At 57.8% G+C, this 26397-nt stretch carries 21 protein-coding genes; all 21 read right to left on the reverse strand.

Annotation, left to right across the window (positions count from 1 at the left end; genetic code table 11):
- Positions 1–34: 34 nt before the first annotated feature.
- The 21 genes from B1722_RS10815 to B1722_RS10910 all read right to left on the reverse strand — a co-directional run bounded on the left by B1722_RS10815 (position 35) and on the right by B1722_RS10910 (position 26391).
- A complete protein-coding gene (locus B1722_RS10815; protein WP_086792445.1) occupies positions 35–1165 on the reverse strand; it encodes a lysozyme inhibitor LprI family protein in 1131 nt (376 codons plus the stop codon).
- Positions 1166–1277: 112 nt separating this feature from the next.
- Complete coding sequence (locus tag B1722_RS10820; RefSeq protein WP_086792446.1) at positions 1278–2024, reverse strand: lysozyme inhibitor LprI family protein; 747 nt, start codon at positions 2022–2024, stop codon at positions 1278–1280.
- Between the two features lie 239 nt (positions 2025–2263).
- Positions 2264–2788 carry a hypothetical protein gene (locus B1722_RS10825; protein ID WP_256578843.1) on the reverse strand — a complete coding sequence of 175 codons (525 nt, stop codon included), beginning with the start codon at positions 2786–2788 and terminating at the stop codon, positions 2264–2266.
- Entirely contained in the window at positions 2785–5469 is a 2685-nt protein-coding gene (locus B1722_RS10830) for a chitinase (protein WP_086792448.1), read from the reverse strand. Before B1722_RS10830 ends, B1722_RS10825 begins: the two co-directional genes overlap by 4 nt.
- Positions 5462–5662 carry a hypothetical protein gene (locus B1722_RS28925; RefSeq protein WP_140396005.1) on the reverse strand — a complete coding sequence of 67 codons (201 nt, stop codon included), beginning with the start codon at positions 5660–5662 and terminating at the stop codon, positions 5462–5464. The genes B1722_RS10830 and B1722_RS28925 overlap by 8 nt, the downstream gene beginning before the upstream one ends.
- A gap of 5 nt (positions 5663–5667) precedes the next feature.
- On the reverse strand, positions 5668–7704 hold the full coding sequence (locus tag B1722_RS10835; RefSeq protein ID WP_086792450.1) for a type VI secretion system tip protein VgrG: 2037 nt from the start codon (positions 7702–7704) through the stop codon (positions 5668–5670).
- 28 nt (positions 7705–7732) lie between these two features.
- Positions 7733–8734 (reverse strand): serine/threonine-protein kinase, encoded by a 1002-nt coding sequence (locus B1722_RS10840; RefSeq protein WP_027610390.1) that lies wholly within the window; start codon positions 8732–8734, stop codon positions 7733–7735.
- A complete protein-coding gene (locus B1722_RS10845) occupies positions 8731–9459 on the reverse strand; it encodes a PP2C family serine/threonine-protein phosphatase (protein WP_027610389.1) in 729 nt (242 codons plus the stop codon). Before B1722_RS10845 ends, B1722_RS10840 begins: the two co-directional genes overlap by 4 nt.
- Positions 9459–12998, reverse strand: a complete 3540-nt coding sequence (tssM, locus tag B1722_RS10850) for a type VI secretion system membrane subunit TssM (RefSeq protein ID WP_086792452.1) — start codon at positions 12996–12998, stop codon at positions 9459–9461. Before tssM ends, B1722_RS10845 begins: the two co-directional genes overlap by 1 nt.
- 13 nt (positions 12999–13011) lie before the next feature.
- Complete coding sequence (icmH, locus tag B1722_RS10855; protein ID WP_086792454.1) at positions 13012–13887, reverse strand: type IVB secretion system protein IcmH/DotU; 876 nt, start codon at positions 13885–13887, stop codon at positions 13012–13014.
- A 5-nt stretch (positions 13888–13892) separates the two neighbouring features.
- Entirely contained in the window at positions 13893–15224 is a 1332-nt protein-coding gene (tssK, locus tag B1722_RS10860) for a type VI secretion system baseplate subunit TssK (protein WP_007962327.1), read from the reverse strand.
- Positions 15225–15226: 2 nt separating this feature from the next.
- Positions 15227–15727: a type VI secretion system lipoprotein TssJ gene (gene tssJ, locus B1722_RS10865; RefSeq protein ID WP_007962325.1), complete on the reverse strand. Its 501-nt coding sequence runs from the start codon at positions 15725–15727 to the stop codon at positions 15227–15229.
- 5 nt (positions 15728–15732) lie between these two features.
- Positions 15733–16926, reverse strand: a complete 1194-nt coding sequence (gene tagH / locus B1722_RS10870; protein WP_086792456.1) for a type VI secretion system-associated FHA domain protein TagH — start codon at positions 16924–16926, stop codon at positions 15733–15735.
- A gap of 18 nt (positions 16927–16944) precedes the next feature.
- Positions 16945–17085 carry a hypothetical protein gene (locus B1722_RS10875; RefSeq protein WP_003229566.1) on the reverse strand — a complete coding sequence of 47 codons (141 nt, stop codon included), beginning with the start codon at positions 17083–17085 and terminating at the stop codon, positions 16945–16947.
- A gap of 315 nt (positions 17086–17400) precedes the next feature.
- Positions 17401–18921 (reverse strand): sigma-54-dependent Fis family transcriptional regulator, encoded by a 1521-nt coding sequence (locus tag B1722_RS10880; RefSeq protein WP_086792458.1) that lies wholly within the window; start codon positions 18919–18921, stop codon positions 17401–17403.
- Positions 18922–18931: 10 nt separating this feature from the next.
- Positions 18932–21589, reverse strand: a complete 2658-nt coding sequence (gene tssH / locus B1722_RS10885) for a type VI secretion system ATPase TssH (protein WP_086792460.1) — start codon at positions 21587–21589, stop codon at positions 18932–18934.
- A gap of 11 nt (positions 21590–21600) precedes the next feature.
- On the reverse strand, positions 21601–22608 hold the full coding sequence (tssG, locus tag B1722_RS10890) for a type VI secretion system baseplate subunit TssG (RefSeq protein ID WP_003229570.1): 1008 nt from the start codon (positions 22606–22608) through the stop codon (positions 21601–21603).
- Positions 22572–24359, reverse strand: a complete 1788-nt coding sequence (gene tssF / locus B1722_RS10895) for a type VI secretion system baseplate subunit TssF (protein WP_007962320.1) — start codon at positions 24357–24359, stop codon at positions 22572–22574. Before tssF ends, tssG begins: the two co-directional genes overlap by 37 nt.
- 94 nt (positions 24360–24453) lie before the next feature.
- The gene (locus B1722_RS10900) at positions 24454–24867 is read right to left on the reverse strand and encodes a hypothetical protein (protein ID WP_086792461.1); all 414 of its coding nucleotides are present in this window, start codon (positions 24865–24867) and stop codon (positions 24454–24456) included.
- On the reverse strand, positions 24867–25805 hold the full coding sequence (locus tag B1722_RS10905) for a DUF6402 family protein (RefSeq protein ID WP_086792462.1): 939 nt from the start codon (positions 25803–25805) through the stop codon (positions 24867–24869). Before B1722_RS10905 ends, B1722_RS10900 begins: the two co-directional genes overlap by 1 nt.
- A gap of 61 nt (positions 25806–25866) precedes the next feature.
- A complete protein-coding gene (locus B1722_RS10910; protein WP_086792464.1) occupies positions 25867–26391 on the reverse strand; it encodes a PAAR domain-containing protein in 525 nt (174 codons plus the stop codon).
- Between the last annotated feature and the right edge of the window lie 6 nt (positions 26392–26397).

Raw genomic sequence — 26397 nt, forward strand, 5'->3', positions numbered from 1 at the left:
AAGCTGAATACTGCCTATTGAAATCATGCCCTACTCATTCGGGCGCAATAGCTATCTTAAGTAAGTAATCTTCGAGATAAACAACAGCTTCACGACCATTCAAATCAACAGGAGTAGGATTTTTAATAACGACTCGATCACTTGCACTAACAATTTTAATTAGTGTTTTATCCACAACACTGGCACGCCAGATCGTCTCATCACCATTCTTGAAATACAAAATAGGACGCGACTTGCTCCAAATCGGGCTGAAAATATTCCAACCCACCTCGGGTCTATCGACTGGTGCAATAGTCTCGTACCCAGGAGTGTTTGGATAATAAGCTTTCAGCTCTCCAAATACCTCATCACCCTGAAATAGCAAACCACTTTTGGCATTCTCGAAAGTGTTCGACCATTGCTGAAGTAGCAAACTGGTTTCCTGCGGCTGAGTGCCTGACCCAACTTTATAAGCCATACCTTTTAGCTGGTTTCTTGCTATTTTTTCGCGATAGTAAAAGGTGCCGCCCATGATTCCAGCGTATCGTTCCCCTTCTTCATTGTTTCCTAAGTTGAACGCCCCCTGAAATCCTATGTCCTTTGCTATCGTGTACGTGATTGGCTGCACAATCGGATGCCTATCAATGTATTCATACAAATTACCTCTATAGATAGAATTAGGAACATCGTAATGCCCCTCGAATGCTACAACGTGCAACATTCCAGATATTACTTCCGCTGAAATCAAGAAACGCTCAACGACATCTTTGCCATTCGGAAGGCCCGCCAGCTCAACAGTTTTCCAAGGACGACTGGATTGAGCATAAATTTTATCAGCGGGCAAAATTTTGACTTCATTTGAAGCACTGGCCCCAGGCAATGGCAACGGTGACAGAAATCCAATTTGCTCATTGTAAGCATCTTCTAGACACTCAACTGACTCACAGGTGTTGCGCACATTCTCTAGCCATTCACTTTCAAGCACTTGGAAAGTACGTTGTTTTTTTAGAGGCTTGAACACTTCTCTTAGCTGCTCATCCAGCTTTGACAAAGAAGGCGTATTGCAGATCTTTTTTTCAACATCCGACGAAGCTTTACTGCAATCGAAACTTGCAGATTGTGCCAACGAACTAAATGCCACTAACGAGCAAAAAATAATTTTAATATGTAAAAGAGCTTTTCTCATGACCCTACCTTCAGAATTACTTTACCAACAGAATACTTGGTAATGCGCGCAAAGGAGCCTGGCGATTTCTTCTCGCTTCCATTCGATTTCACTGTAAGCTCTGACAGCTTGGCTATTTAGCCAAAGGCGCGACCGCGATCTGTCTGGCACGATCAATCGTTAACCGAATCAAACAGCTTTCCGAATACTCTCCAAATATTGCGCTATTGCATTCAAGATCTCTGTTTTTCATCCAGGCTCTTTGAACCTCACGAAAAACATCTCTTTTGTCTTGACTCAAACGACTCGCTTTATCTCGGTAGGCAGAATTGAGCAGAGCATCGGCGTCCGCAAGAACCAACTGATAAATCCCTCGATCTTTTTCAATCTTTACTTGAGGCAGGCTTTGCGGGATATCCGAATCCCAATTATTCAATCCATTATTATCCTCAACAGTTAGCAACACTGTTTTATTGTCATAATATCCATACTGATTTTTTGTCGCCCCACTTTTATAGACCAACTCAATATATACCGGATCGCTTGCTCGCTGAGGGTCATTAAGCAATGTCTGACTCGTCACTTTCACCTTGCCTTCGCCTTCATCTAACTGAATTCTGAAACAAGGGTTGGGGCCAGGCTGCGTAGCTGACTTACTTGCCTTCATGCAAGTGGCCAGCCTAGAGCCGCTCGCCTCATCACTACTTGACTCAACATCTTGAATTCTAATCAACAGCTTTATGTCAGGAACTGCAGAATAATCGGCTTGCAGTATCTTCGCGGAGTAGAACGGCTCCGCTTGGGCCACGCTGTTAAAAACAGAAAGAGCAACGATACAAAAAGGTAGAGCGATATTTTTAATCACAAACATTAATTCCATTTAAAAACACTGTACAAAAACTAATTCACCCAAGAAACACACAAGATAGACAAAACTGTTGTTAGATCTCCTAAGGCTACGAAACCAAACTATCCAATAGTGGTGAAACCACCACAAATAAATCTGTCACCTTTTCCAAAATCACATACGAACGCCAACTTTTACTCACCACCTAAAAAGGCCAGATTCATCATCGAGCTCAGCTAAAAAATGAATCTGACCGTTTCATATCTATCCCACTACTTAAAATCCTCCGCACTTTTCGGGAGCGATTCGATACCTTTTAAGGCGCTCCAATTAATGAACGCATAACCACCATCCTCACATGATTTTCTAAGAACAAGCTCGCCATCTTTTAGCACGGTCAGATAGCTTGTAAATGCTTGCGCGACAAAATATGTATACCGACCACTATAAAATTTTATCGTATTTAAATTTGCGCTACCCTCAGAAGCATTTACTACATAGAAGCGCCCCTTCGGGGGCAGCTTACTCTTTGGATATACAAGCTCTAACTTGCCAGGCGCACCATATCTATATTGTACATACCCTGAACTCGGGTCATGGTTTTTTAGAGCACATACTGATACTATTTTCCCACCCGGAATTGGACAACTAAAGTAAATATCTTCCTGTGACTCGCAAAGCGTCACCTCTCCTTCCCCTGCGATGGCTGAAGGCATAAAAAAACCAAAAACTAAAGCTACAGCCAAAGCCCTAAGACTGTTTTTTCCAAACATAATACGCCTATTATACCCAATCACTTAAAGTATTCTCCTTGCCATATTTTCTGAAAGTTATCCTTCCTTGCTTGCCGACTATTCGTATTCATATTCACAATATTTGTGATTAAATCAACAGCCGCATCAGTCGGCCCGCTATCCGCCCTTGAATACAACTCTCGACCTACCCAAAAATAGCATGCAGAGCGGACAGCATATTTCATCTGCAACAATAAATCAGGCGACTCCACGAAATCTTTATCATCGCCTGGCCACCTACTTAAATTGTTTCTATACCAAATAGTGAATTTTCTATAGTTCTCCCTCCCCGTTAGCTGCTTTAGCCCTCGACCACGAAACTTCCATCCATCGCCAGTTGCGTAATCGCCATTCCCTAAATCATCCCGACCACCATATGCCCGGTTAGCGACCTCTCTATAATCAGCTGACGTCACCGCTGTTCCATCAGCCTTTATCGGTTTTGTAGTTTGATAGCCTAAAGCATGAGCCGCACTTGGATTATTAGTGAAATACGAGAATGTCGCTATCAGAGAGGTAGCCTTCCACAAAAAACTTTCTTCCACGCTAAGTGACGGCCCAGTCTCTTGCATTACCTGTGCAAAAAAATGACTTCTGCGCAGTGGTGTATCAAGTTTAAAGAAGTCAATATTAGCGTTGAGTTCATCCGCTATCGCCTGAAGATCGACATACTTCGACGGACCAAGTCCGGGGTAGATTTTTTTCATCATATCCAAAGTAAACTCAAACTTTGGCCTAACCTTGATATATTCAATAAACTCTATCGGATGAAAATGCCAAACAAGTCCATCAGCAGGAACCTCAGCTTTACCAGACAGTTCACTCCAGAACACCAATTTATCTATGCGTGCCTGCTCATGGGCGAGCGTCTTTGGTGAACCTTCCAAAATCTGCGGTAGTCTACCCCACTTCGCCTCGCTGGACGCGTCCTTCCACTCAGTTGGATGAAAGGCGATAAGCTTTGACCAATGAGACCTAAGCTCAGCATTTTGCAGTGCCTTAGAAAAATCCTCCGGTGTAACTTTCCCGTCTGCGTTTCCAAGCCTATCTAAGTCGCTGTATAGGCCTTTAAAAAACTCTGGCATGTCATCTGGATCAAGGAAACCATCGGCAACGGCACTAGACTCCTTTACAATCCGAAAACCAAGCTTTTCCCAATCGTGCTGAGAGATAATCTCCGCTTCGCCTTTTGCGATTAGCCCTGTTTTACTTTGGCCATTCTCCTCGACTTTTGGCTCATACCATTCATCTGGATTTTTGAATATTGGAACTTTACTCAGTTCAATGGCATGGTCCGAAACCAACTCCACGACTCCCGTCTGGGGAGGCTTTTTGGTCAAAGTTTTATTTGCAGCCAATCGCAAAAACTTCTTCCCAGTTGTCAACCCAGCTGGATTTGTTAAAAACTCTTCCAATTTTTGATCTGTTGTAAAAACCTCAATATGAACCTGGTGCTTGCGAATTGCCTCACCGCTCTCATCAAGAAGGTTTTCCATCAGGCCTAGGTAACCAATAGGATTTCCTGCCTTGATGCCGATACTAGTAATGACGACTTTCTCAAAAGCCTCATCAGCGGGAGTCACTGTATCCCACCGCATCGCTGGCGATGGAAGCTCATTTTCGACGCAAGCCCAAAATGTTGGCGGCACCGCTCCGCCGCCTCCGGGACCGCCGCTAATTAGCGTGCATTCAGCCATGCGCCTAATCGCTCCAGCGATATTCAGGTTGACAACTTTTTCACTGTCGAAAGTAACAACACTGGTAGCTACCAGTGCTATAGAGCCAACTGGTGGCCCTGCATTTTGCCCATTGGCTTGTATCGCCGGAGCGTTGTATATCGGTAAGGGTTGTGGTCCTACTGTAGCCTTTACTTTGCCGTGCCAATAATTCGGTTTTTCTCGCTGCGGAGGTAAAACTTCGAACCAACTTGGTCCTGCAACGGTGCCACCAGTTGTTGTTCGAGGATAAATCTCGCCATTTTTTTTGTAGGCAAACCAAGCCTCCTGACCCACAGAGCGGCCTGCCACACTTCCCTTAAGAATTTTACCCTTGGCATAAACCTCAACCGTTCCCTTTTTTTCGAGAATCTCAAACTCTGTGCCCGCAGCAATTGCTCCATAAGTATGACAACCCGGTTCACCCTTCGCGTCGCTACGCGCAGTAAAGCCACCGGCGATCATTTTGATTCTTTGATTAGGCGCTTCTTCGGGTGACAATGGATACCGATCAAACGGTAATAAATGCATGTACAAACTGTAGAATGTCAGCCTGTTCTGTTTACCTTTATTCGCGCCTTCTTCGGCATTTGGAGGGGAATGATATTCGTGACGCACCAAACAGAAAGAATTAGTGTACTTCAGAGACTTAGAGCCCTCACCCTCACCGAAGGTTGAAGTCAAGTAATCCTTACTCAAGCGATAAGCGACGACTTCACCATCAGCAATACAGCGTATGGGCTCCTGAAGTACACATTGAGGTGCACTTAGGTCACTAATATGAATTCCACCATGCCAGAACTTGTTACTTCCTAGTAGATAGTGCCCTGACTTCTCACTTCCGATAGCCTGATAAACCTCTTCGGCATCTTTAAATTGCTTCCCATCAGATTTCCTTATGGGAAACTCAAACTTGATCGTTGGAACAACTATTTCCGGAGTTGTGCTTTGGGTCGAAGAGTCAGTCATTCTTTGCGTCCTGCAAGCCTACAGTTGAGTTCTTTGACTCAAGCCATTCCTGTTTAGCGAGCATCAAACTTGATGACTTCGCCGTTAAAGTTGTCATTTTCGATTGCACTTTTTCTCGACCAAACAGCATGCTAACTGGTGCATTGGAAGCTGGCATTTCTGTAATCACATTTTTCTTAAAAGCATGATTCATGTCTTTTACTCAGAAAACACAAAAAAAGCCTTCGGCTTAACCTTATCAGGCGGTGCATTCAACAACGCCTGATCCATCAAACTCCCCGCCTTATCGTTATCCGCCGCCCCCGGCAGCACCGGCGGTTTAATCCCGATGCCAGTCCCACTCCCCGGCGACCCGCCGGCATTAATCTTCACCACCGGCCCAACCACCGTCACACCACCGCCATCAAGCTTGATAAAGCTCCCGCCCCCGAGGATGGTCAGCTCCGTCCCCGCCTCAATAACAATCTTGTCCCCAGCCTTGAGGTGAATCTCTTTCCCCACGCTGGTGAGCTGCGCCGTACCCAGCTTCACATGCTGGTTCTGCCCAACCGTCAGGTGATCATCCAGCTTCGCTTCGATCTTGCGGTCGCTGATGGTGGTGCGGTGCTCTTCGGCCTTCAGCTCGGTGTAGGTGTTCTTCACTACAGTGTCGTGGCGTTCGTTGCCGACGCGGATTTTCTGGTCGTGCTCGACGTTTTCATCCCAGTCGCGCTGGGCGTGGATGAAGATTTGTTCGGCGCCTTTTTTGTCTTCGATGCGCAGTTCGTTGTAGCCGCCGCCCCCCGGGGAGCTAAGGGTCTTGAACACGCTGCGGGTTTTGTTCGCCGGCAGGGCGTACGGCACCGGGTTTTCCTTGTGGTACAGGCAGCCGGTGACGAGGGGTTGGTCGGGGTCGCCTTCGAGGAAGGTGACGAGGACTTCCATGCCGATGCGCGGGATGCTGATGGCGCCGTAGCGGTCGCCGGCCCAGGAGCTGGAGACGCGCAGCCAGCAGCTGGTTTTGTCGTCGGCCAGGCCTTCGCGGTCCCAGTGGAACTGGACTTTGATGCGGCCGTATTGGTCACAGTGGATTTCTTCGCCTTTGGGGCCGGTGACCATGGCAGTCTGGCTGCCGAGCACGCGCGGTTTCGGGTGTTCGAGGGCCGGGCGGTAGAACACGTCCCACGGGGTGGCGAGGAAGGTGTTGCGGTAGCCTTGGTGGAAGTCGTCCTTGTTGTCGGTGGTGTCGCTGGTCACGCCTTCTTCGAGGACTTGCGGCTGTTTGCCTTCGTGGAAGATTTCGGTGAGCAGCCACAGGTCGTTCCACTCGCTGCGCGGGTGATCGGACATGGCCATGAAGTGGCCGCTGACCAGTTTGGTCTGGTCGCCGCGACCTTCGGCCTGGCGGTAGTCGGCGCGGTGGCGTTCGAGGGCGCGCTGGCTGAGGAACTTGCCGCGCGCACGGTCGATGAAGCGGCCCGGGTAGTCGTAGTCTTCGAGATCCGGTTCAGTGCTCTCGCCATCCGGCTTGTAAGCCGCTTCCATCTGCAGGCGCGGTTTTTCGAAGTCGTAGTCGCGGCGCGTGGTGCGGCTGGTGCGGGTTTCCAGACGCAGTTTGAAGCCTTTGATCACCGGCTCTTCGGCGACCATGCCGCTGCCCTGTATGTAGGCGGTCGGCTGGCCGAGGTCGGGGAACACGGTCTGGTCGTCGCCAAACACCAGCAGGTGGCCCTTGTCGCTGTGCTGGAAGTGGTAGTGAATACCCTCCTCCTCGCACAGGCGCTGGACGAAGTGCAGGTCGGTTTCGTCGTACTGCACGCAGTAGTCGCGATCCGGGCACGGCTGGCTCAGCTGGAAGCTGTAGGCGTTACCCTTGATCCCGTGTTCGTCGAGGATCAGCGCGATGATTTTCGGCGCCGACATCTGCTGGTAGATGCGCTGGTTGGTGCGGTGATGCAGGTATTGCAGTTGCGGCACCAGCGAGACCTTGTAGCGGGTCAGGCGCTTGCCGGCATCACCCTGGGCGACGCGGTAGATCTGCCCGTGAATGCCTGACCCTTGTGGATCGAATGCGAGGAACGCCTGCTTGTGCAGGAGTTTTTCCAGGTCCAGATCGGGGTTTTCGCTGACCAGTTCGAGGTCGAAACGAAACGGCTGGCTGATGCCTTCGGTGCCGGTGAACGACAGCACTTGCAGGTCGCCCACGTAGTCTTCGACCTTGAGGCTGAAGTGGGTTTCGTTAGCTGGGTTGAACATAAAGCGCTCCCTGTTCGAATGTCGTCCGTTACGCCCGAAGTCGCAACCGTTGCAGCCAGGACGAAGTGGCGCCCAAGGCGTCACGCAATTGATCGGCGGTGATGGTGCGTTCTGCCGCATTGAAGCTCAGCGCGGTTCGCAGCGCTGGCCAGCCGTGTTTCGGTAAGTTCGCCGGGGCTTGCAGCTCGCGCTCCAGGTGCTCGTCGCGGGCCTGGGTCGAGGGCAAGCGGCGGAACGGGTGTTTGCCGCTCGCCAGTTCATAGATCACGCAGGCCACGCCGTACACGTCCGCGCTGGCCGACAACGGTTGGCCCTCAAGCAGTTCGGGGGCGGCGTAGCCCGGGGTCCAGGCATTGAAACGTTCACGGCTCAGGTGTGGCAGACCGGGCAAAACGCCTTCGTCTGCCTGGCCAAGACCGAAGTCGAACAGGCGCAGGCCGTCTTCGCTGAGCATGACGTTGCTCGGTTTCATGTCACCGTGCAGCACGCCGCGACGGTGGGCGTAGGCCAGCGTATCGAGCAGCGGCAGCGCGATGTCGCGCGTTTCTTTCCACGGCAGGCCGAGGGGCCGTTCGCAGAGCAATTTGTCCAGGGTCAGGCCACGCATGTATTCCATGGTGATGAAGGCCCGCTGGCAGTCGGTGTCGACTTCAAAGGTGTGTGCACGCACGACGTTGTCGTGGCGCAGGCGCCGGGTCAGGGCGAACTCGCTGTAGAGCAAGGCACTGGCGTCCGGCGATTCGGCAAATTCTTCGCTGAGGATTTTCAGCGCAATGTAAGGGTCGGGATCGCCAAACTGCTCGTGCAGCAGATCCCGCGCCCGGTAGACCGCACCCATGCCGCCCGCCCCGAGCAGACGCTCGAGGTGGTAGCGGCCGGCGAGTACGTCCGGCAATGCACCGATGCTGGCCTTGGTCGGCGCCAGCAACGGCTCGGCGTTGTTTGCCTTGGCGAAGGCGAAGTAGGTCAGGTTGCTGGCCTGCTCTTCGCTCATCAGCAGGTCATCGACTGAGGATTCGATTTCAGTCATTGGCGGATCACCACGGCAGTCAGGTTGTCCCGGGCGGCGCCACGCAGGGCGCCGTCGAACAGACGTTCCAGCGCCACGTGTGGCGCGCTGAGGCTGAGGGCGTTGCCGAGGGCATCGCTGCTCAGGCCCTGATACAAACCATCGCTGCACAGCAGAAACGCATCGCCCGGATAGACCTCGAGTTCGAGGACATCCAGGGTCAACTGTTCGGCGGCGCCGACGGCTCGGGTCAACGCCTGAGCCGCCGGGTGCGCCGCCGCTTGTTCGACGCTCATTTGCTGTTCGTCGATCAGTTGCTGTTGCAGCGAATGGTCCTTGGACAGCTGATACAGCCGCTGCCCACGCCACATGTAACAACGGCTGTCGCCGGCCCAGATGCAGGCCGCGCGATTGCCTTCCACCAACAGCGCCACGACGGTGCTGCCCATGATGCTGTCGTGGCGCCCGGCGGTGACCGTCAATTCCTGCCCCAAACGCCGGTTCAGCCAGTGCAGGCACTGGCGGATGGCTTTGAGGCGTTCGTCGAAGTCCTCGTGTTGCGGCAGTTCAGCCAGGCTGGCAACGATCAACTGGCTGGCGATGTCGCCACCCTGATGACCGCCCATGCCGTCCGCGACCACCCACAGCCCCTGCTGTGGCGAGTCGAGGAAGGCATCTTCGTTGCGCGCCCGCACCTTGCCCGGGTCGGTTCGCGCCGCGCTGCGCCAGGGACTGGCCACCAGCATCAGAGCTGCACCGGCATACGGAAGGTGCGCAGCACGCCCATGTCGAACGGGTTCGGCGTGCGCTGACTGGTCAGCAGGTAGTTGGCGCGCAGGCCACCCACGTCGGCTTTCAGCACCAACACATCGCGGCCAGTCAGGTACTCGGTCTGCATCAGGTCGAACAGACGGAACAGCGACCATGGGCCGGAGTTCTTCTCGATGCCGATCGGGCGCCCGGCCATCTTGTCCATCACCAGACTGGTGCGACCGTCTTCAGCGTCGGTCGGCCACTTGAACGTCATTGGCAGGATCGGACCGTGGCGGTATTCCATGGTCTTGTCGCCGAACTTGAACTCGGAACGGCTGACGGCCGGGTCGAGGGTGTACGGCTCCAGTTTGAACTGCACGGTCGGCTCGGCCGGGTTGATCGAGAAGAAGCTCTGGCGAATCGTCAGGGCTGCTGCCATCTGGTCGAGATACATCTTCGATACCGGCAGGCTGTGACCGTCGACGCTACGCATCCGGTAGTTGCCCGGATCACCGCTGACGAACGGACGCATGTAGCTGTCGAAGAAGCGGTCGACGGTGCCTTGAGCCCGGAAGAACTCGCGGAAGTCGCTGATCGCCACGTCGCTGGTGCTGCTGGCACTGAACGGATAACGCTTGCTGATGGTTTTGCCATACACGCTGTACAGCTCGTTCTGATAACGGCCGTTCAGGTATTGGTAAGCGTCGTTGAGCACCAGGCGCCACGAGTCTTCAGCCAGCACGTTGAACCACACACTCAGCGGACGCGGCAGGCGACCCGAGGCCGCACGCAGGTTGGTCAGCGCATCACGCTGGCCGCTCATGCGGGTTTTCGCCATTTCGAACGCGGCTTGTTCCGGCGTGCTGGAACGGGCCAGACCGGACAGTTGCAGTTGCAGGTCGTTGAGCGCGCTGATGGCCGGGGTCAGGTCAGCGGCCGGGCCGTTGTTGTCATCGAGCAAACGGTGCAGCGGCTCGAAGCGGCGTTGCAGCGACTTCTTCGCGGTGTCCGGCAGGCTTTTCGCCACGGCCATCGCCGACGCCTTGTCCGCCACGGCAGACGCCAGTTTGCCGACCTTGCCCAGTTTACCCTTCTGCCCGGCCAGTGCATCAGCGGCATCACCGGCTTCGTCCACCGGATCGGCAGCGGCCGGGAAGCGTGTGTTCTCGCGCACTTCAGTGAGCAATGCGAGCACCGGCGAGTTGGCCGACGTCAGGCCCGCCAGTTGCTCGGCGCCTTCACCGGCGTCGCTGATCGGCGGCAAGGCCACCTGGCCAACGGCCTCGCTCCAGTAGTTGGCGTAGTCGCGGAAATACAGCTGCTCCAGCTCAACCATCAGGCGACGCAAGTCCATGTCGCTGATGCCCGCACCTTCGCCCAGCACCCAGTTGTCACGCAGGATGTCGGTGACCAGCGCCGAACCCTGCACCGAGAAATACTGCTGATAACCCTGTTGGGTGTAGAACCCCGGGATCACGTATTCGGTGCCGATGAACAGCGAGCCTTGCGGGCCGAGGTGTTGGCTGAAACGGTATTCCGGCAGGTTGCGCGCTTGCTCGCGGAGCATGCGGTAGACCACGGTGGCCAGCGATTCGGCGCGCAGCACCTGACGTGCCTGAGTGACCAGTTGATCGTTCAGCGGGTAGATGAACGGCTGCTTCAGCAAGCGCTCAAGGTGAGTGTTCAGACCATTCTGCACCGCGGTGTTGCCGGTGTAGCGCTGCGACCAGTCAGTGGCGACCCAGTCCTTGAGCCACGCCGCGTCACGACGGTCTTTCATGTTCAGCATCAGGTAGGCACGCAGGCTGTTGAGCAGCTTGTCGCGGTCCTTCATGTTGGCGCGGATCTGCCCTTCGAGCATCGTCGCGACCCGTGGCAGCAATTGCGCTTCGAGCTCATGCTCGTAGGCTTGCCTGACCACCGGGTTGACGTCTTCGCCCTGATACAGGCCGCCACGCTCGTGGTACGAGACGTCGCCCTTCTTCGGGAACACCTGAGTCGCGGCGTAGCTGGTGTCGAGGGTTTTCAGCACGCCCATCGCGTCATCACGCGGGGTCAGCGCCGAACGTTGCTGAGTCCAGTTCTGCGCCAGCGTGCGCAGGTTTTCCAGACGCTCGTAGTTGGCCGAGAAACCACCGGCCCAGAGCATGCCGAACAGCGCCAGTGCCGCCAGTGCGCCGACGTACAACGCACGCTGGCCCCAATGGATGCGGCTGCGCTCGCGTTTGTCGAGGCCGGCCAGATCCGACTCGGGGAAAATCACCCGACTGAACAGATGATGGATGAAGCGCGAACGGCCACTGCGCAGGGTCGGCAACACGCCGGCACTCATGCCGAGGCTGGCGCCGATGCCGGCGGTGGTCGCGTCCATTTCCTGGGTCAGGTGCGGCGCACTGGTCAGGTAGAAACCACGCAGCAGCGACGCGCGCTGATAACGGTTGCCGGTGAACGCCATGTCGACGAACAGGCACAGACGCTCGCCGATCTGCCCCAGTTGATGCGGGAAGTCGAGGATGCGGCCACGGCGCTGGGTATCGCGCTCGGAGTGCATGCGCATGATCACCTGATTGTTCAGGCGCCGCAGCAGCTCTTCGAACTCGCCGCGCAGTACAGCGACGTCGGTGCCGACCTGATCCTTGCGGAAACTGGTGCCCAGCACCTGATCGCTTTCTTCGCGAGTCAGTTGATCGAAGAACTCGTCGAAGCCGAGCAGCTTGTCGGCCTTGCTCAGCACCAGATACACCGGCACATCGACGTGCAGTTTCTGATAGACGTCTTGCAGACGACCGCGCACCTGGCGCGCGAGGGTGTCGATGTCCTGCTCGCTGCCACCGATCAGCGATTCCACCGGAATGGTCACCAGCACACCGTTCAACGGACGCCCGCGACGACGCTTGCGCAGCAGTTCGAGCAAGGTGGTCCAGGCACTGCCGTCGACTTCCGCGTCCGGCTGGGTGGTGTAACGTCCGGCGGTGTCGATCAGCACACCGTGGTCGGCGAAGTACCAGTCGCAATGACGGGTGCCGAGGGTGTCACGGGTCAGCTTGCGGTCGATCTTGTTGATCGGGAATTCCAGCCCGGAGAAGTCCAGCAGGCTGGTCTTGCCGGAGGCCTGCGGACCGATCAGCAGGTACCACGGCAAGTCGTTGCGCCAGCGTTCGCTGCGGCCGCGATACAGGCTCGAAGTCTTCAGGGTTTTCAGCGCGTCCTTGAAGCGCGCCTTCAACTCTTTTTGTTCTTCTTCGATCAGCTCGTCACGACGGATGCGATCCTGGCCGTCTTCGGTTTCTTCGACGGCTTTCTTGCGGATGCCCGCGCGCCAGCTGACGAAGACCATGGTCAGTCCCCAGATCAGGAACAACACGGCGATGGTCAGCAGACGCGAGGTCGCGCTTTCCCAGAACTTGTAGTCATCCACCGCCAACAACGGGCCAACGAACCACACCAGCAGCGCCACGAACAGCACCAGCAGCAAGGTCCAGACCCAGGTCTGGCGCAGGAAGGCGCCGACTTTCTTGAAAAACTTTTTCATCACACGTCCCTGTTTACGGCTGCGACTGCGGTTGCACCGCGGCCGGATCAAGCGGCTGATAAGGTTGCAGAACGGTGTCGCGCTGCTCGCCCAGGACCCAGGCGAAGCCCGAATACATCACCACCAGGCAGACCAGCGTGAACAGCACCACCATCCACGCCGGCACGATGCGCACCAGGTTGCGGCGCTGATCGTTGAGGCCTTCCCAGTGCGGCGACAACTCGCGCGGCACGTCGCCACGCAACTGACGGATCTGCCGGTACAGGGCGTCGCGGATGCCTTCAAGCTCAAGCATGCCACGGGCCTGCACGCGGTACTTGCCCTCGAAACCGAGGGACAGGCACAGGTACATCAGCTCGAGCATCGGCAGGTGTTTGACCGGGTTCTTCGACAGCCGATCGAGCAGCTGGAAGAACTTCTCGCCACCGAACGTCTCGTTGTGGAAGCTGCTGAGCAGACTCATCTGCGACCACTCGCTTTCGTTACCCCACGGCGTGGTCACCACAGCTTCGTCGACCACGGTGCAGAGCACGTAACGCGCGGCCATCACCTGGCTGCTTTCGGCGCCGTTGTGCAACGCGCGCACTTCAAACAGCTTGAGCCCGGTGGTCAGGCGCTCGTTGAGCGCGTAGAGGTCTTCGCGGGTTTCGCTGTGTTTGAGACGCACCACTTCCGAGAGCAGTTCGGACGACGCCGCCACCAGCGAATTCAGGCTGATGTTGAACGCCTCCGCCGGGCGCAGGCGCGCGGCGTAGATCATCCGTTCTTCCAGTTGCTCGAAGCGCGGCGGCGCGGCGAAGTCGGTCAGCGGACTGGCTGCCGGTCCGTGGCCCTGACGATCGAGCAGGACGGTTTTGTCGTCCTGGTTGTAATCCGTTTCCTTGATCATGTCGGTCAGTTCCTGATGGCCCAGAATTTCAGTTCAAGCTCGGCGAATTCGCCGGACACGTGGAACGCGAAGCCGCCGGAGCGCTCGAGTTGCGCCAGGTCTTCGGAACTGAGTTCGAGGATGAAGTAGGTTTTGTTCGAGTGGAACGCGATCTGCCGCGGGGCCACCGGCAACGGTTTGACCTTGATCCCCGGCAAGTGCAGGTTGACCAGTTGGCGGATACGCTCCACCGGGCCGACCTTGAGGTGCGCCGGCAAGCGGTGGCGCAGTTCTTCGGAGTCGCAGTTGGCACTCGCCGCCAGCACGAACGACGCCGAGCCGAGCAGTTTGTGGTCGTGCAACGGCGACACGATGATCCCGTACTGACGCGCCTGCAGGATCAGTTCGATGGCGTGCTGTTCGAGCACCATCGACAGCACCTGACGAATCGCTTCCATCAGTTTGCGGAAGCTTGCACCCTGATCGGCGTGGGAATAGCGGCTGTCCAGACGCGGGCGTTTGCTGTCGCTGGAGAAGGTCGCCAGATCGCCGAGCATGGTCAGCAGCGTGCGATACAACTCTTCCGGATGCACCTGCTCCAGACCGAGGTAATGGCGCAGCAGCAGCTCGGTGCGGTTGATCAGTTGCAGCATCATGAAGTCGCCGACTTCCGCGCCACCGACCTTGCCGTTGGAGCGGATCCGCTCGGCAATCGTGTCGCCCCGGTGGTTGAGCATGCTGATGACTTCTTTGAGGCACGACAGCAGATAACTGGACGCGTGAGCCTGAATGTAGGTCGGCACGAAATCCGGGTCGAGGCTGATCACGCCGTCGGGCGTGGTGTCGAGCACGTCGCAGATCTTCAGCTTCACGTAGGCCTGATCGCTCTGCTGCTCGCCGAGCAGCAGTTTGAAGTCCGGGCGACCACAGCTGACCTGGCTGGCGGAATCGTCGCCGGCGTTGGAGTCGGCCACTTCGGCGTCGTACGCGGTGTAACGCGCGAGCACGTCGGACTGCTCCGGGCGACGCGCTTCGATGTGGTTACCGGTGACCAACGGCAGCGCCAGGTAAATCGGCGTGTTACCGGTGTTCGGCGGCACGTCCAGCGCCAGCGGCTCGGTGTTGCCGCCGAGTTCGAACAGGCTGCCGTCCGGCAGGATCCCCGACGCGGCACTGATCACCAGTTTGCCCATGTTGAGGAACTGCAAGTCGATCTCCAGATTGAGGAAACCCCAGGTGTAACCACCCAGCAACTGGGTGCGGGTTTTCATCTGGTGATCGTAATAGCGATCGTTGTGCTGGAAGTGCTGCGGCCGCAGCAGCATGCCTTCCTGCCAAATGACTTTATGGGTATTCATCTTCAGTCATCCGCCTTGGCGAGCGCTTCATGGGTGTTGCGGATCCCGGCCTGATCCAGGGTCAGATCGGCTTCGGTCAGCTCCAGCGGGGTGACCTGAACGGTGTAGCGCCACTTGGTTTCCGGCAGATCGCGGTACGCAGCGAGAACGCCGACGTAGCGGCTGCCCTCCTCCACGCTGAGTTTCATTTCCACGGTTTCACCCGGGCGCAGTTCGAGTTCTTCGCTGGCCACCAGATCCGGGTTGAGAGATTCCTTGGCGCGCTCGTAGAGGCTGAAGAAATCAGCGTTCTCGAAGGTCACCGGGTGCTTGAGTTCGAACAGACGCACCACGATCGGCGAAGGACGGCCGTTGAGGTCCGGGTTGAGCTGATCACTGCCGGTCAGCTTCAGGTTGATCTTGGTCACTTTCGAGTACGGCGACAGCGACGAGCAACCGGCGAGCAGCACCAGCACGGTGAGCGCAGTCAGCGTCTTGAAAAAAGCGGTCGAGCGGCGAGACATGCGCATCATCCTTGGTGGTCGGTGTGTAGGGTAGAAATCAGGCGGATCTGTTCTTCGTAGGCCTGGGCGAAATCGCGGGCCAGCAGACGCTCGCTCCAGTCATCGTCCTGACGCAGGGCCTGGTGGTAACGGCCGAACGCTCTCCAGCGTCCGCCCGAAGTGGCGATCAACGGCTTGTTGTCGCGCTCGAAACGCAGGGTCAGTTGCTCCGGCGAGAAGTGCTCGAGGGTGCCGCGTACGGCGGCGCGGCTGGCGGTCAGCAAGGCCACCTGATGCGCCTGCAGATCGCGGAACGCGCGGGAAATCGCCTGCTCGGCCGGCAGGTGCCCGGGCTTGTGCGGCTGCAACAGAATCTCCAGCGCTTCGCTCGGATCAACCGCGAATTTCAGCGGGTTCTTGTTGGTGCCTTGCACGGTGGTCTGGGCCAGACGCAGTTCGTTTTTCAGCTCCGAACGGGTGCGCAGGCTCTGCTGCAAACCGCCGATGCTCTGGCGCAGCAGACGCGCGGCGTTCAGCGCCAGGGCTTCGCGGGCGTCGTGATCGAGGCCTTTGAGATCCACGCCCAGCGCCGCGCCGAAATGCTCCCAGAAACCCTCGCTCTGACGCTCGACAACCTTCGGGGCCGGAGCGGGCTCGGGCTCAACCGGGGCGACCAGCTCGGGCACCATCAGGCTTTCCATGTCGATGCGCGCGTAGTCGGCACGCTGACGGGAGTCTTCGGGCTTGGCGGTCGGGGCCAACAGTTCGTCGATTTCCGAATAGACGCGCTCTTGCTGTTCGATGGCATTCAACGGATCAAGATCGAGGAAGGCATCGTCCGGGATGATGCTGCCGGCGGCACGCGGACGGCCGACTTCGCCGTCGAAGGTCGCCGGGTCGCGCACCAGCCGCGCACGAATCTCGAAGTCGCCGAGCACGTAGGTGCTGCCATGCTCGATGCGCACCGGTTCGCCCTTGTGCAGGCGTGCGCCGCTGTCGCCGTCCTGAACCCCGTTGCTGCTGGTGTCGGTTAGGAAAAACGTGCCTTCGCGGTAGCTGACAATCGCGTGGTGATTGGACAGATGACGCTTGCGGTCAGGAATGATCCAGTCGCAGTCCTCGCCCCGCCCGATTACGCCGCCAGCCTGCTTGAAGGTCTTCTGGCACAACTCGGTGGGCACGAACTGCTTGGTGTTCAGCATTTCGAAAACCAGTTCCATGTTTGATGCTCCTTGCGGTCACTTGCCGCGATTGACCGCTTGCGGATCACCCAACGGGCGATAGTCGTTGTCGTTGAATTTGTAATTGCCGCTGCAGCCGCCGAGGCCGCATAGAACGACGAGGGTCAGCAGGACAGCGTGCCAGTGACGAACAGACATCAGAGGGTCTCCAGGGGTAGACAAAGCACAAAGCGCCGACCCTTGCGGGCGGCGCTGAAATTAATTCTTTGGGTGGTCTCGAAGGCTCTGCATCGTGGCCTTGAGCCAGACCAGCGAGGCGTACGCACCTCCTGTGGCAAGTGAGCAATTTGTGGTGAGGGAGCTTGCTCCCGCCGGGGTGCGCAGCAGCCCCAAAACCAGACACTGCAGTGCCACAGGGAAACCGAGCTCATCGGGTTGCGACTGCTGCGCAGTCGAGCGGGAGCAAGCTCCCTCGCCACAGGGGAATATTCCGATCCAGAGCACTTCTTCAGGTCAACCATCGAAGTCACCCAGGTTGATATTCAGGCGCCCGAGGCGGTACAGCAGGGTGCGGCGCGGCAAGCCCAGTTCGCGGGCGGCGAGGGTCTGGTTGCCGTCGTTTTTGCGCAGGCAATCGAGCAACAACGTGCGTTCGACTTTTTCCAGACGTTCGCGCAGATTCAGGCCGCTGTGGTCTTCGGGCATCGGCTCCATGCGCAGGGAGAAATGCTCGGCCAGCAACTCGCCGCCCTCGCACAACAGCACCGCGCGTTCGACCAGTGCCTTGAGTTCGCGCACGTTGCCGGGGAAGGTGTAGCCGGACAGGTGCTCCAGCGCCGCGCTCGACCAGCGCACCGGGTCGCGCTGCAAATACGCGCAGGTCTTCTCGGCGAAGTGCTGAGCCAGTTCCAGAATGTCGCCTTCGCGCTGGCGCAGGGCCGGCAGCTCGATCGGGAATTGCGCGAGGCGGTAATACAGGTCCTCACGGAATTTGCCTTCGCTGACCAGCGTCGACAGATCGCGGTGCGTCGCGGCGATGATGCGCACGTCGATCTTGTGCGTGTCGTTGGAGCCCAGCGGACGGATCTCGCCCTCCTGCAACACCCGCAGAATCTTCGCTTGCAGCGACAGCGGCATGTCGCCGATCTCGTCGAGCAACAGCGTGCCGCCGTTGGCCGCATCGAACAGCCCCGCACGGTCGCGATCGGCACCGGTGAACGCGCCTTTGCGATAGCCGAACAGCTCGCTTTCCAGCAGGTTTTCCGGGACGGCCGCGCAGTTCTGCACGATGAACGCCTGAGAGCGACGCGGGCCGCAATCGTGAATCGCCCGGGCGACGACTTCCTTGCCGGTCCCGGTTTCGCCGCGCAACAGCACGGTGTACGGGCTGTGCAGGACTTTGCTGATCAGCGAATGGGTCTGGCGCATGGCGGCGCTTTTGCCGATCAAGCCATAACCACTGATGCTCGGCACACTGCGCGCCACCGTGGCCGACTCGGCCAGCGGCTGGCGCAGACGCTGCAGCAAGTGCAATTGACCGAGCACGAACGAGCCGAGCTGACCGAGCGAATCGGCAAAGCCTTGCAGGTCCACACGACGACGGCTGGCGCACAGCAACAAGCCTTCGACCGCTTTGTGCTGATTGACCAGCGGCACGCACAGCAGCGATTGCCACGGTGTCGCCACGGCCGGCAGAAAACTGGTCTCGTGCAGGCTGCCGCTCAGGTCGTCAAGGCACACCACGCGGTTCTGGCACAGGGCAAACTGCAGCAGCTGCTCACCGTTGTAGTCCGCCGGCAGGCTGGTGGCGGCGCGCGGTTGCAGCGCGCCGTCGAGGCATTCGGCGTTCATTCCCAGGCAGGTGTGGGTGGCGTCGAGCAGGTACAGCTGCGTCAGTTCGCAGCCGCTCAACTCGGCCAACCCGCGCACGAAGTCACCCAGCAGCGCAGCACCGTCCGCCGCGCGCGACAGACTGGCAAACTGCGCCAGCAAGGCTTCGGCATAGACCAGTGGCTGCGGCACTTGAGTGAACATCACACCCACCTCAGGCGAACTCGCACGTCACGCTGGCGTTGCCGTCGAGCGTGGCATGCACACGCTTGAGGCTTTCACCGGTGGCCATTGCATCGAGCAAGCGGTCGGCCACCAGCGGCAGCACGTGCTGATCGAGCAAATGGTCGATCAGGCGCGCGCCGCTTTCGCTTTGCGTGCAACGCTCGGACAGGTGATCGACGAGGTTCTGGCACCAGCTGAAATCCAGCTGACGACGGTTGAGGCGTTCGCCCAGACGACCGAGTTTGATCTCGATCAGCTCGCGCAGCACCGGGCCGCCCACCGGGTAATACGGCACCACTTTCATCCGCGCCAGCAGCGCCGGTTTGAAGTGTTTGCTCAGCACCGGGCGAATGGTCTCTTCGAGCAGCTCGGCGGTCGGACGGGCGCCGTCTTCGCAGAGGTCGCTGATCTTGTCGCTACCGAGGTTCGAGGTCATCAGGATCAAAGTGTTGCGGAAGTCGATTTCGCGACCTTCGCCGTCGTTGGCCACGCCCTTGTCGAAGATTTGGTAGAACAGGTTGAGCACGTCCGGATCAGCCTTTTCGACTTCATCGAGCAGCACCACCGAGTACGGCTTCTGGCGCACCGCTTCGGTGAGCATGCCGCCCTCGCCGTAACCGACGTAGCCCGGTGGCGCACCGATCAGACGCGAGACGGTGTGCTTCTCCTGGAATTCGGACATGTTGATGGTGGTGATGAAACGGTCGCCGCCGTACAGCAGGTCAGCCAGGGCCAGCGCGGTTTCGGTCTTGCCGACGCCGCTCGGGCCGACCAGCAGGAACACGCCGACCGGTGCATCAGGTTTGTTCAGACCTGCTGCTGTGGCGCGCATCGAGCGGTCCAGTGCGTGCACGGCTTGCTCCTGACCACGGATGCGCGTGCGCAGGTCGGTGGCGAAACTCGCGACTTTGGCGTTGTGTTCGCGGGCCAGTTGCGCCAGCGGCACGCCGGTCCAGGCGCTGATCACTTCGGCCACCAGACGCGGGCAGACTTCGAAGCTGACCAGACGCTCTTTGACTTGAGCCGCGGTCAGGGCGCTGTGGGTCTGGTGCAGTTCGGCTTCCAGCGCTTCGACGCTCTGGCCTTCCTCGACCTCGGCGGCGATGGTTTCGATCACCGTGCCTTCGGCGTCTTCTTCAACGCTGACGGTCGGCTCGACAGCGGCAGCTTCGCGGGCCTTGGCCAGTTGCTGACGCAGTTCCAGCAGGCGCTCGGCCAGTTGCTTCTGTTCGGTCCACAGACTTTCCAGCGCGACCCTTTCGCTTTCGGCTTCGTCGAGCCGCGCTTCCAGTGCATCCAACGCTTCGTGGTCGATCAACAGACCAGCCTCGGCATCGCGACGCAGAGCCTGACGCTGGCGACCACCTTCAGCCAGTTCGCCACGCAGGCGTTCGAGGCTTTCCGGGGCAGCGGCAAGGCTGATGCGCACGCGAGCACAGGCGGTATCGAGCACGTCGACCGCTTTGTCCGGCAGCTGGCGACCGGCCAGATAGCGGGCCGACAGCTCGGCAGCGGAGACCACCGCGTCATCGCGCAGGTAGATGCCGTGGCTCTTCTCGTAGACCTGCGCCAGACCACGGAGAATGGTCACCGCTTCGCTGACGGTCGGTTCGTGCAACTGCACCGGTTGAAAACGACGGGCCAGCGCCGGATCCTTCTCGAAGTATTTCTTGTACTCGGCCCAGGTGGTGGCGGCGATGGTGCGCAGTTCACCACGGGCCAGCGCCGGTTTCAGCAGGTTGGCCGCGTCGGAACCACCGGCGTTGCCACCAGCGCCGATCAGGGTGTGGGCTTCGTCGATGAACAGGATGATCGGTTTCGGCGAGGCTTTGACTTCGTCGATCACGCCTTTGAGGCGACGCTCGAACTCACCTTTGACGCTGGCGCCAGCCTGCAGCAGGCCCATGTCCAGCGACAGCAGTTCAACGCCCTTGAGCACCTGCGGCACTTCACCAGCAGCGATGCGCGAGGCCAGGCCTTCGACGATGGCGGTCTTACCTACGCCAGCCTCGCCGACCACGATCGGGTTGTTCTTGCGGCGACGGGCGAGGATGTCGACCATCTGCCGAATCGCGCCATCGCGGCACAGCACCGGGTCGAGTTTGCCGTCGCGCGCCTGTTGGGTCAGGTTGTGGGTGAAGCGCTGCAGCAGCGATTCGCCTTGAGCGGCCGGCTTGCCGTTAGCGGCCGGTTGCTCCTGTTGCGACAGGGCGAATTCCTTCAGGCGATCGATGTTCAGTTTGGCGAGCAGCGGCTGGTAACGGCTGCCGGCGTAGCGCATCGGGTTACGCAGCAGCGCAAGGATCAGCGCGGCATCTTCGACCTGGGTCTGGCCCAGTTCGAGGTTGGCCACCAGCAGCGCGTCTTGCAGCCATTGCACCAGTTCCGGGGCGAACACCGGGTTGCGCGAGGCGCTGTGTTCAACGCGAGATTGCAGTGCGGCGCTCAGTTCACCGGCATCGACATCCGCATCCTGCAAGGCGCGCGACAGCAAGCCGTTCGGACGTTCCAGCAGCCCCAGCAGCAGGTCTTCAACGAGGATCTTGCTGCCGCCACGGGCCACGCAACGTTCGGCCGAACGTTCCAGGTCACGACGGGTTTCGGCGTCCAGCGCCTGGATGAGTTGTTGCAGGTCTACGTTGATCATGGCTCACGTCCTTAATGAATTTTGCTGCCGAGGGTGACCACGCCGTCTGCTTTTTCGCAGCCCAGCCAACTGGTCCAACCCAGGCGACAGTCGTTCTTCTCACCAATGCGCAGTTCGCGGATTTCTTCCGGGCGCAGCACCAGGCGAATGTCGTAATCGAGCGGGTCACGCAAGGTGAACCGCACCAGCGCGCACAGCGGCTGGTAACCGAAACCGATCGGCAGGAATTCGTGGAATCGCTCCCAGTCGAGTTCGGTGATGTGAATGCGGAATTTGCCGCTGCGGTCGCGCACCTGCTCGCCCAGCACCAGGTCTTCACCGAGCAGGCTGTTGGCGCGACCGAGGCGGTTGCGCTGCTCGTCGAGGATCTCCACGCGGCGCTCGATGCACTGCTCGATGACCAGGTCTTCGTGTTTGAAGTAGTAACGCAGCACGGCTTCGATCAGCGCCGCCGAGTGCGCGCGCAAGCTGAGCAAACCGAGATACGGCAGCAGGCGTTTCCAGTTCAGCTCCTTGGCCTTGCGGATCTCGTCGCCGCCCAGACCGATCAGCGCAAACAGCTGCGAGGAGAACGGGTCGATCGCGCCGCTCTGGAAGCTGGCGCGATAGCGGTACTTGCGCCAGATCGGCAGCATCAGCCGTTGCAGGCGATGGTGGAACAGGTCGAGGAAATTGCGCGTCGGATTGCCGTCCTCGCTGTCGCCCAGCGCCTGCTCGCCGTAGAACGCCGGCAGCGGCGAACCGGAGCCGACCAGCCCGATCAGGTTGAAACGCATGCGCGCGCGCATCTGCCCGTGCTCTTCGAAAAACTCCACGCGATCGACGTCGCTGCGCGGAAAGCCCAGGCTCGGGTTGGCCTGAAACTCCACCTGGTCGTACAGATCGTCTTCGCTCAGGTACGGGTGCGCCTCGCGCAGCCGGTCGATCACCAGCAGCACGGCCTGAAACAGCGAGTACTCGCGTATTACCTTGGTCAGCCCGCTTAAAGCAGGGGCTGCAGGCCCATACGTGGTGTCCATTGGTACACCTCTCCCTGTGTGCTTTTTACCCGCAGCTCGTGGTACGAATTGAGACTGGCGTAAAGCGCGAAAAACTCGTTGAGAACCGAGGCGAAAACGAACAGGTCGCCTTCGCCGATATACCCTTCCGGGTCGATGGTCAGTTCGGTGCGCAGACCACGTACCGGCAAGCCACGGTGCAGCCGGTCGACGTGGTGGTGCTTGATGTGCTTGAGGCCGCCGAGCAGGCGTTTGCTGACCTTTTCTGCGTGCTGGTCGTAGTAGCGCGGCAGGTCGTAGGTTTCGAGAATCACCTTCAACGCGTTGACGTCGGCCAGCGACAGATAGTTGAGCGACATGTTGCTGATCAGCTTCCACAGGAAGTCACGGTTCAGCGGCGGCGCAAAGCTCGACGTGGCCGGGGTGATGTTGCGGAAACTGAGGAACTCCGGGGTCTCTTCACAGGCCATGCAGATGTCGCCGAGCTTGAGCTTGCGCGGCAGGTTCTGGTTGGTGCAGATCAGCTCGATCGACAGGGTTTCGTGGGCTTCGGTATGGCGGATGCCGAAACTCAGGTAGGTGTCGAGGCCGTCATGCAGCAATGACGAACGCTGGCGGATGCTGTAATGCGGACGGCTGTTGGGCACGTCGAAACTCGGGTCATGCTCGAAGGATTCGAACGGCACGTACTCCTGATAACCGAGGCCGCCGGGCTTCCAGCCGGTCACGGTTTCCACCGAGAACACCCCGCAGTTTTCCAGATCGTATTCCGCCGGCAGCAGCAGGTATTCATCCTGTTTGCCATCGAGGCGGATCGGCAGCGCGTCGTGGGCGAACAGGTTGGCAATCGGCGTGCAGAACAGCTTTACGTTATCCAGGGTCGGCCGCATGCGCATGATCCCGCTCTTGCGGATATCGAAACGCAATTCCAGGCCGCGCATCTGCTTGAGCGTGTCTTCCGGCAGCGCCTTGAGGATGTCCAGACCGTTGACGTCGACGAACAGGAACTTGTCCTGGAAGGCGAAGTATTCCTGCAGGTAGCGATAACCACGGAAGGTGTTCAGCGGATACGGGATCAACGCTTCTTCTTCGGCAAAGCCCACCGGCTTGACCCGGTCACCGGGAATCTTGAACGCCATCGGCTTGCCCGCCACGCCATCGATCGGCTTGCCGGCGCCGTCGAGCGGGATCAGTTCGATGCCTTCCAGGTTGCGCAGCAGGCTCAGGTAGAGCATCTGGCTGATGTAGCGTTCGCCAGCAAAGTGCAGGCGCAATTTGCTCAGCTCCAGCTCACCGAGGTGACCGTCAGCGCTCATTTCCAGACGCAGGCTGAGCAGCGAACCGTCGCCCTTCACCGAGTAGTTCAGCGCGGCCAGATCCAGCGGCAGCACCTCGGTCGGGTAGCAGGTGCGGAAGCGGCAACGCACGTCTTCGATCGGTTTGCTTTCGATCGGCGTATCGCGCTCGACCACCAGCGCCGGCCCGGAACGCTTCAGCGGATCGAACTGCAGAATGCTGAACGCCGGCAGCGGGCGCATGTAGTTCGGCCACAGCAGTTGCATCAGCGAATGGCTGAGCTCCGGCAACTCGTCGTCGAGCTTCTGCCGCAGACGCCCGGTGAGGAACGCAAAACCTTCCAGCAACCGCTCCACATCCGGATCCCGCCCGGCCTGGCCCAGGAACGGCGCCAACGCCGGACTACGCTCGGCGAAACGGCGACCGAGTTGGCGCAGTGCGGTGAGTTCGCTTTGGTAGTAGTGGTTAAAGGACACGGGTTACCTGCCTGGTAGTGGAACTCATCAAAAACACACCCTGTAGAACGGACGGATAGCGGTGTTCATGTCATGCCGGCGACTTGGCTCTCCCCTAATCGCCCTCAGCAATTTCATAAGGGGTGTTACTGATAAAAGCGTTGAGCCAATGCGGTTTCCACTCCGGAACTCTGATACCAAAATGTTGATCGCGCTTGTAAAAATCGATCCATACGATACCCACAATTACATTATCTTCATGGGCAGTCATATCTACAGTACCGCGAGAATATAAAGGCGATCGAAATACTGCGTTCGAGTCCCTCTTGTCGGTAATTCGCAAGTATGACAAATCATCAAAAGGCACAAGCAAACCTCTGACGGGCACATTTTCAATTAAATAGTTCCCCGATTCGCTTACTACAGAACTGCTCGCCTGACGCTTAATAATACCGTTCATGGAAACAGCAAAAAAAACAATCACGACCAGCAAAAAGCCGAGGAGCAGGACAATCTTTTTGACGCGCATCAATTTTTCACCAACTCGATAGTCACAGGATTAATATTTTCATAAAAAATATCGGAGAACAGCTTGAAATCCCCGCCTTTTGAGTAAAGCTTCCTGTATTCCACAAAATGCTTGTTCTGGATAAAGAAATATCGTTTATTTGCAGCTTCGACAAAGCGCTTTTCTGCCGCCTCGCTCATTCCGAATATGGATGACCGAGCGATACCTGCAGTTTCCTGATCGATTGCCATATTTTGTGCATTGGCGTCCATTACTCCGGCGACGCCATCGAAATTCCAGAATCCGAGTGGCTGACTGATGAAATCATCACCATCGTTAAAATCGTAATTGTCTTCAACGTAGTAACCCAGGCGATCGGCAACGAACACGACTTTTCTGTCAAAGACATTGACAACACCTTCTGCGATAACTCGCATATTGAAGTTCGCCAAAGCTCCGCGCAGCTCATCGAGTTCACCACCACCCAACTGACTGAAGTTAACCGCACGCGAGTTAAAATAACCGAACTTTTCGGCTGCGCGCCCCTTGCCGTTAAATTTAACTGGATAACAACCAGGACCCAACTTTCCAAATGCACGGAGTATCTTGGTGCTTATTTCTGGCATGGCTTTTTCATTATTCCACGCCGCTTTAAGAACTTTACGCGTTTCTTCAGGCTTCTTGAATTTCAGCACCCAGTCCATCTTCACTATATTTTCTTCGATATACTGATCGGGCACCGGCCTCACACGTTCTTTTTCTTCTTTTTCCATTCCGCCACTGGCGTTCTTCCAAGGGGCACCATTAAACCAGTGACGCATCAATGCGGCGGCAACCGGCCATTTCATTTTGTCCATGGCAGCAGGAATATCGCTAACTTTAAAAAGACGAACAACAGTAGACTGCCCAGCTTTGTTACTCGCTGGGGTGAGGCTGGATGCTACTACCGTGTCTGCCATATCAACGTCCTTACTTCAAAGCTTAGAAACCGAAGCTCACGTATAAAAACCAGCCAAGCACTCAGCCAATCATCACTTCAGTTTGTTGTTCAATTATTAATTCCACCGCCTCGGCCTGAGCGGAAGAAATTTTCTGCGTTTTTCCATCAGCACTGGTAACACCGTTAATGATCTTTCCCGAAACGGTTTTCAATGTGTACGCCACACCCGCCATTGGCTTGCCTGTGTCCTGGCAATTGATCGTAAAGTGCTCATCGAACGGCCATTTGATCTCCACCGGTAACGGCGGCACAAACGGCGCCGGCGAATGCGAATTGCCGATAATCACCGTCCCGGAGCCGGCAGTGACCTTGTTGCCATGGGCCCCGACTGAACCTACGGTGGCGGCAGGTTTGCCATTGATCAAAACGGTAGTCGCCAGATCGCCAACCAACGCACCACCACACGCCGAGGCATCGCCTTGGCGGGCGGCCGCGAGGCCGTCGAAGAACACGTCGCCGGATCCGGCGGCGATCGGGTTGGTACCGTGGCCAGGAAGTGGGCAAGCGGTGGGGTCGGATACGCGTGCTGCGGGTTTGCCAGACATCGGGAA

Origin of the sequence: Pseudomonas sp. SCPG-7 (genome assembly GCF_002156405.1) — a bacterium.
GTDB lineage: Bacteria > Pseudomonadota > Gammaproteobacteria > Pseudomonadales > Pseudomonadaceae > Aquipseudomonas > Aquipseudomonas parakoreensis.

What these genes read in the sequence shown, in the direction of transcription:
- B1722_RS10815 (WP_086792445.1), bottom strand. Translation starts at nt 1,165, where the DNA reads ATGAGAAAAGCTCTTTTACATATTAAAATTATTTTTTGCTCGTTAGTG.
- B1722_RS10820 (WP_086792446.1), bottom strand. Translation starts at nt 2,024, where the DNA reads ATGGAATTAATGTTTGTGATTAAAAATATCGCTCTACCTTTTTGTATC.
- B1722_RS10830 (WP_086792448.1), bottom strand. Translation starts at nt 5,469, where the DNA reads ATGACTGACTCTTCGACCCAAAGCACAACTCCGGAAATAGTTGTTCCA.
- B1722_RS28925 (WP_140396005.1), bottom strand. Translation starts at nt 5,662, where the DNA reads ATGAATCATGCTTTTAAGAAAAATGTGATTACAGAAATGCCAGCTTCC.
- B1722_RS10835 (WP_086792450.1), bottom strand. Translation starts at nt 7,704, where the DNA reads ATGTTCAACCCAGCTAACGAAACCCACTTCAGCCTCAAGGTCGAAGAC.
- B1722_RS10840 (WP_027610390.1), bottom strand. Translation starts at nt 8,734, where the DNA reads ATGACTGAAATCGAATCCTCAGTCGATGACCTGCTGATGAGCGAAGAG.
- B1722_RS10845 (WP_027610389.1), bottom strand. Translation starts at nt 9,459, where the DNA reads ATGCTGGTGGCCAGTCCCTGGCGCAGCGCGGCGCGAACCGACCCGGGC.
- tssM (WP_086792452.1), bottom strand. Translation starts at nt 12,998, where the DNA reads ATGAAAAAGTTTTTCAAGAAAGTCGGCGCCTTCCTGCGCCAGACCTGG.
- icmH (WP_086792454.1), bottom strand. Translation starts at nt 13,887, where the DNA reads ATGATCAAGGAAACGGATTACAACCAGGACGACAAAACCGTCCTGCTC.
- tssK (WP_007962327.1), bottom strand. Translation starts at nt 15,224, where the DNA reads ATGAATACCCATAAAGTCATTTGGCAGGAAGGCATGCTGCTGCGGCCG.
- tssJ (WP_007962325.1), bottom strand. Translation starts at nt 15,727, where the DNA reads ATGTCTCGCCGCTCGACCGCTTTTTTCAAGACGCTGACTGCGCTCACC.
- tagH (WP_086792456.1), bottom strand. Translation starts at nt 16,926, where the DNA reads ATGGAACTGGTTTTCGAAATGCTGAACACCAAGCAGTTCGTGCCCACC.
- B1722_RS10875 (WP_003229566.1), bottom strand. Translation starts at nt 17,085, where the DNA reads ATGTCTGTTCGTCACTGGCACGCTGTCCTGCTGACCCTCGTCGTTCTA.
- B1722_RS10880 (WP_086792458.1), bottom strand. Translation starts at nt 18,921, where the DNA reads ATGTTCACTCAAGTGCCGCAGCCACTGGTCTATGCCGAAGCCTTGCTG.
- tssH (WP_086792460.1), bottom strand. Translation starts at nt 21,589, where the DNA reads ATGATCAACGTAGACCTGCAACAACTCATCCAGGCGCTGGACGCCGAA.
- tssG (WP_003229570.1), bottom strand. Translation starts at nt 22,608, where the DNA reads ATGGACACCACGTATGGGCCTGCAGCCCCTGCTTTAAGCGGGCTGACC.
- B1722_RS10900 (WP_086792461.1), bottom strand. Translation starts at nt 24,867, where the DNA reads ATGCGCGTCAAAAAGATTGTCCTGCTCCTCGGCTTTTTGCTGGTCGTG.
- B1722_RS10905 (WP_086792462.1), bottom strand. Translation starts at nt 25,805, where the DNA reads ATGGCAGACACGGTAGTAGCATCCAGCCTCACCCCAGCGAGTAACAAA.
- B1722_RS10910 (WP_086792464.1), bottom strand. Translation starts at nt 26,391, where the DNA reads ATGTCTGGCAAACCCGCAGCACGCGTATCCGACCCCACCGCTTGCCCA.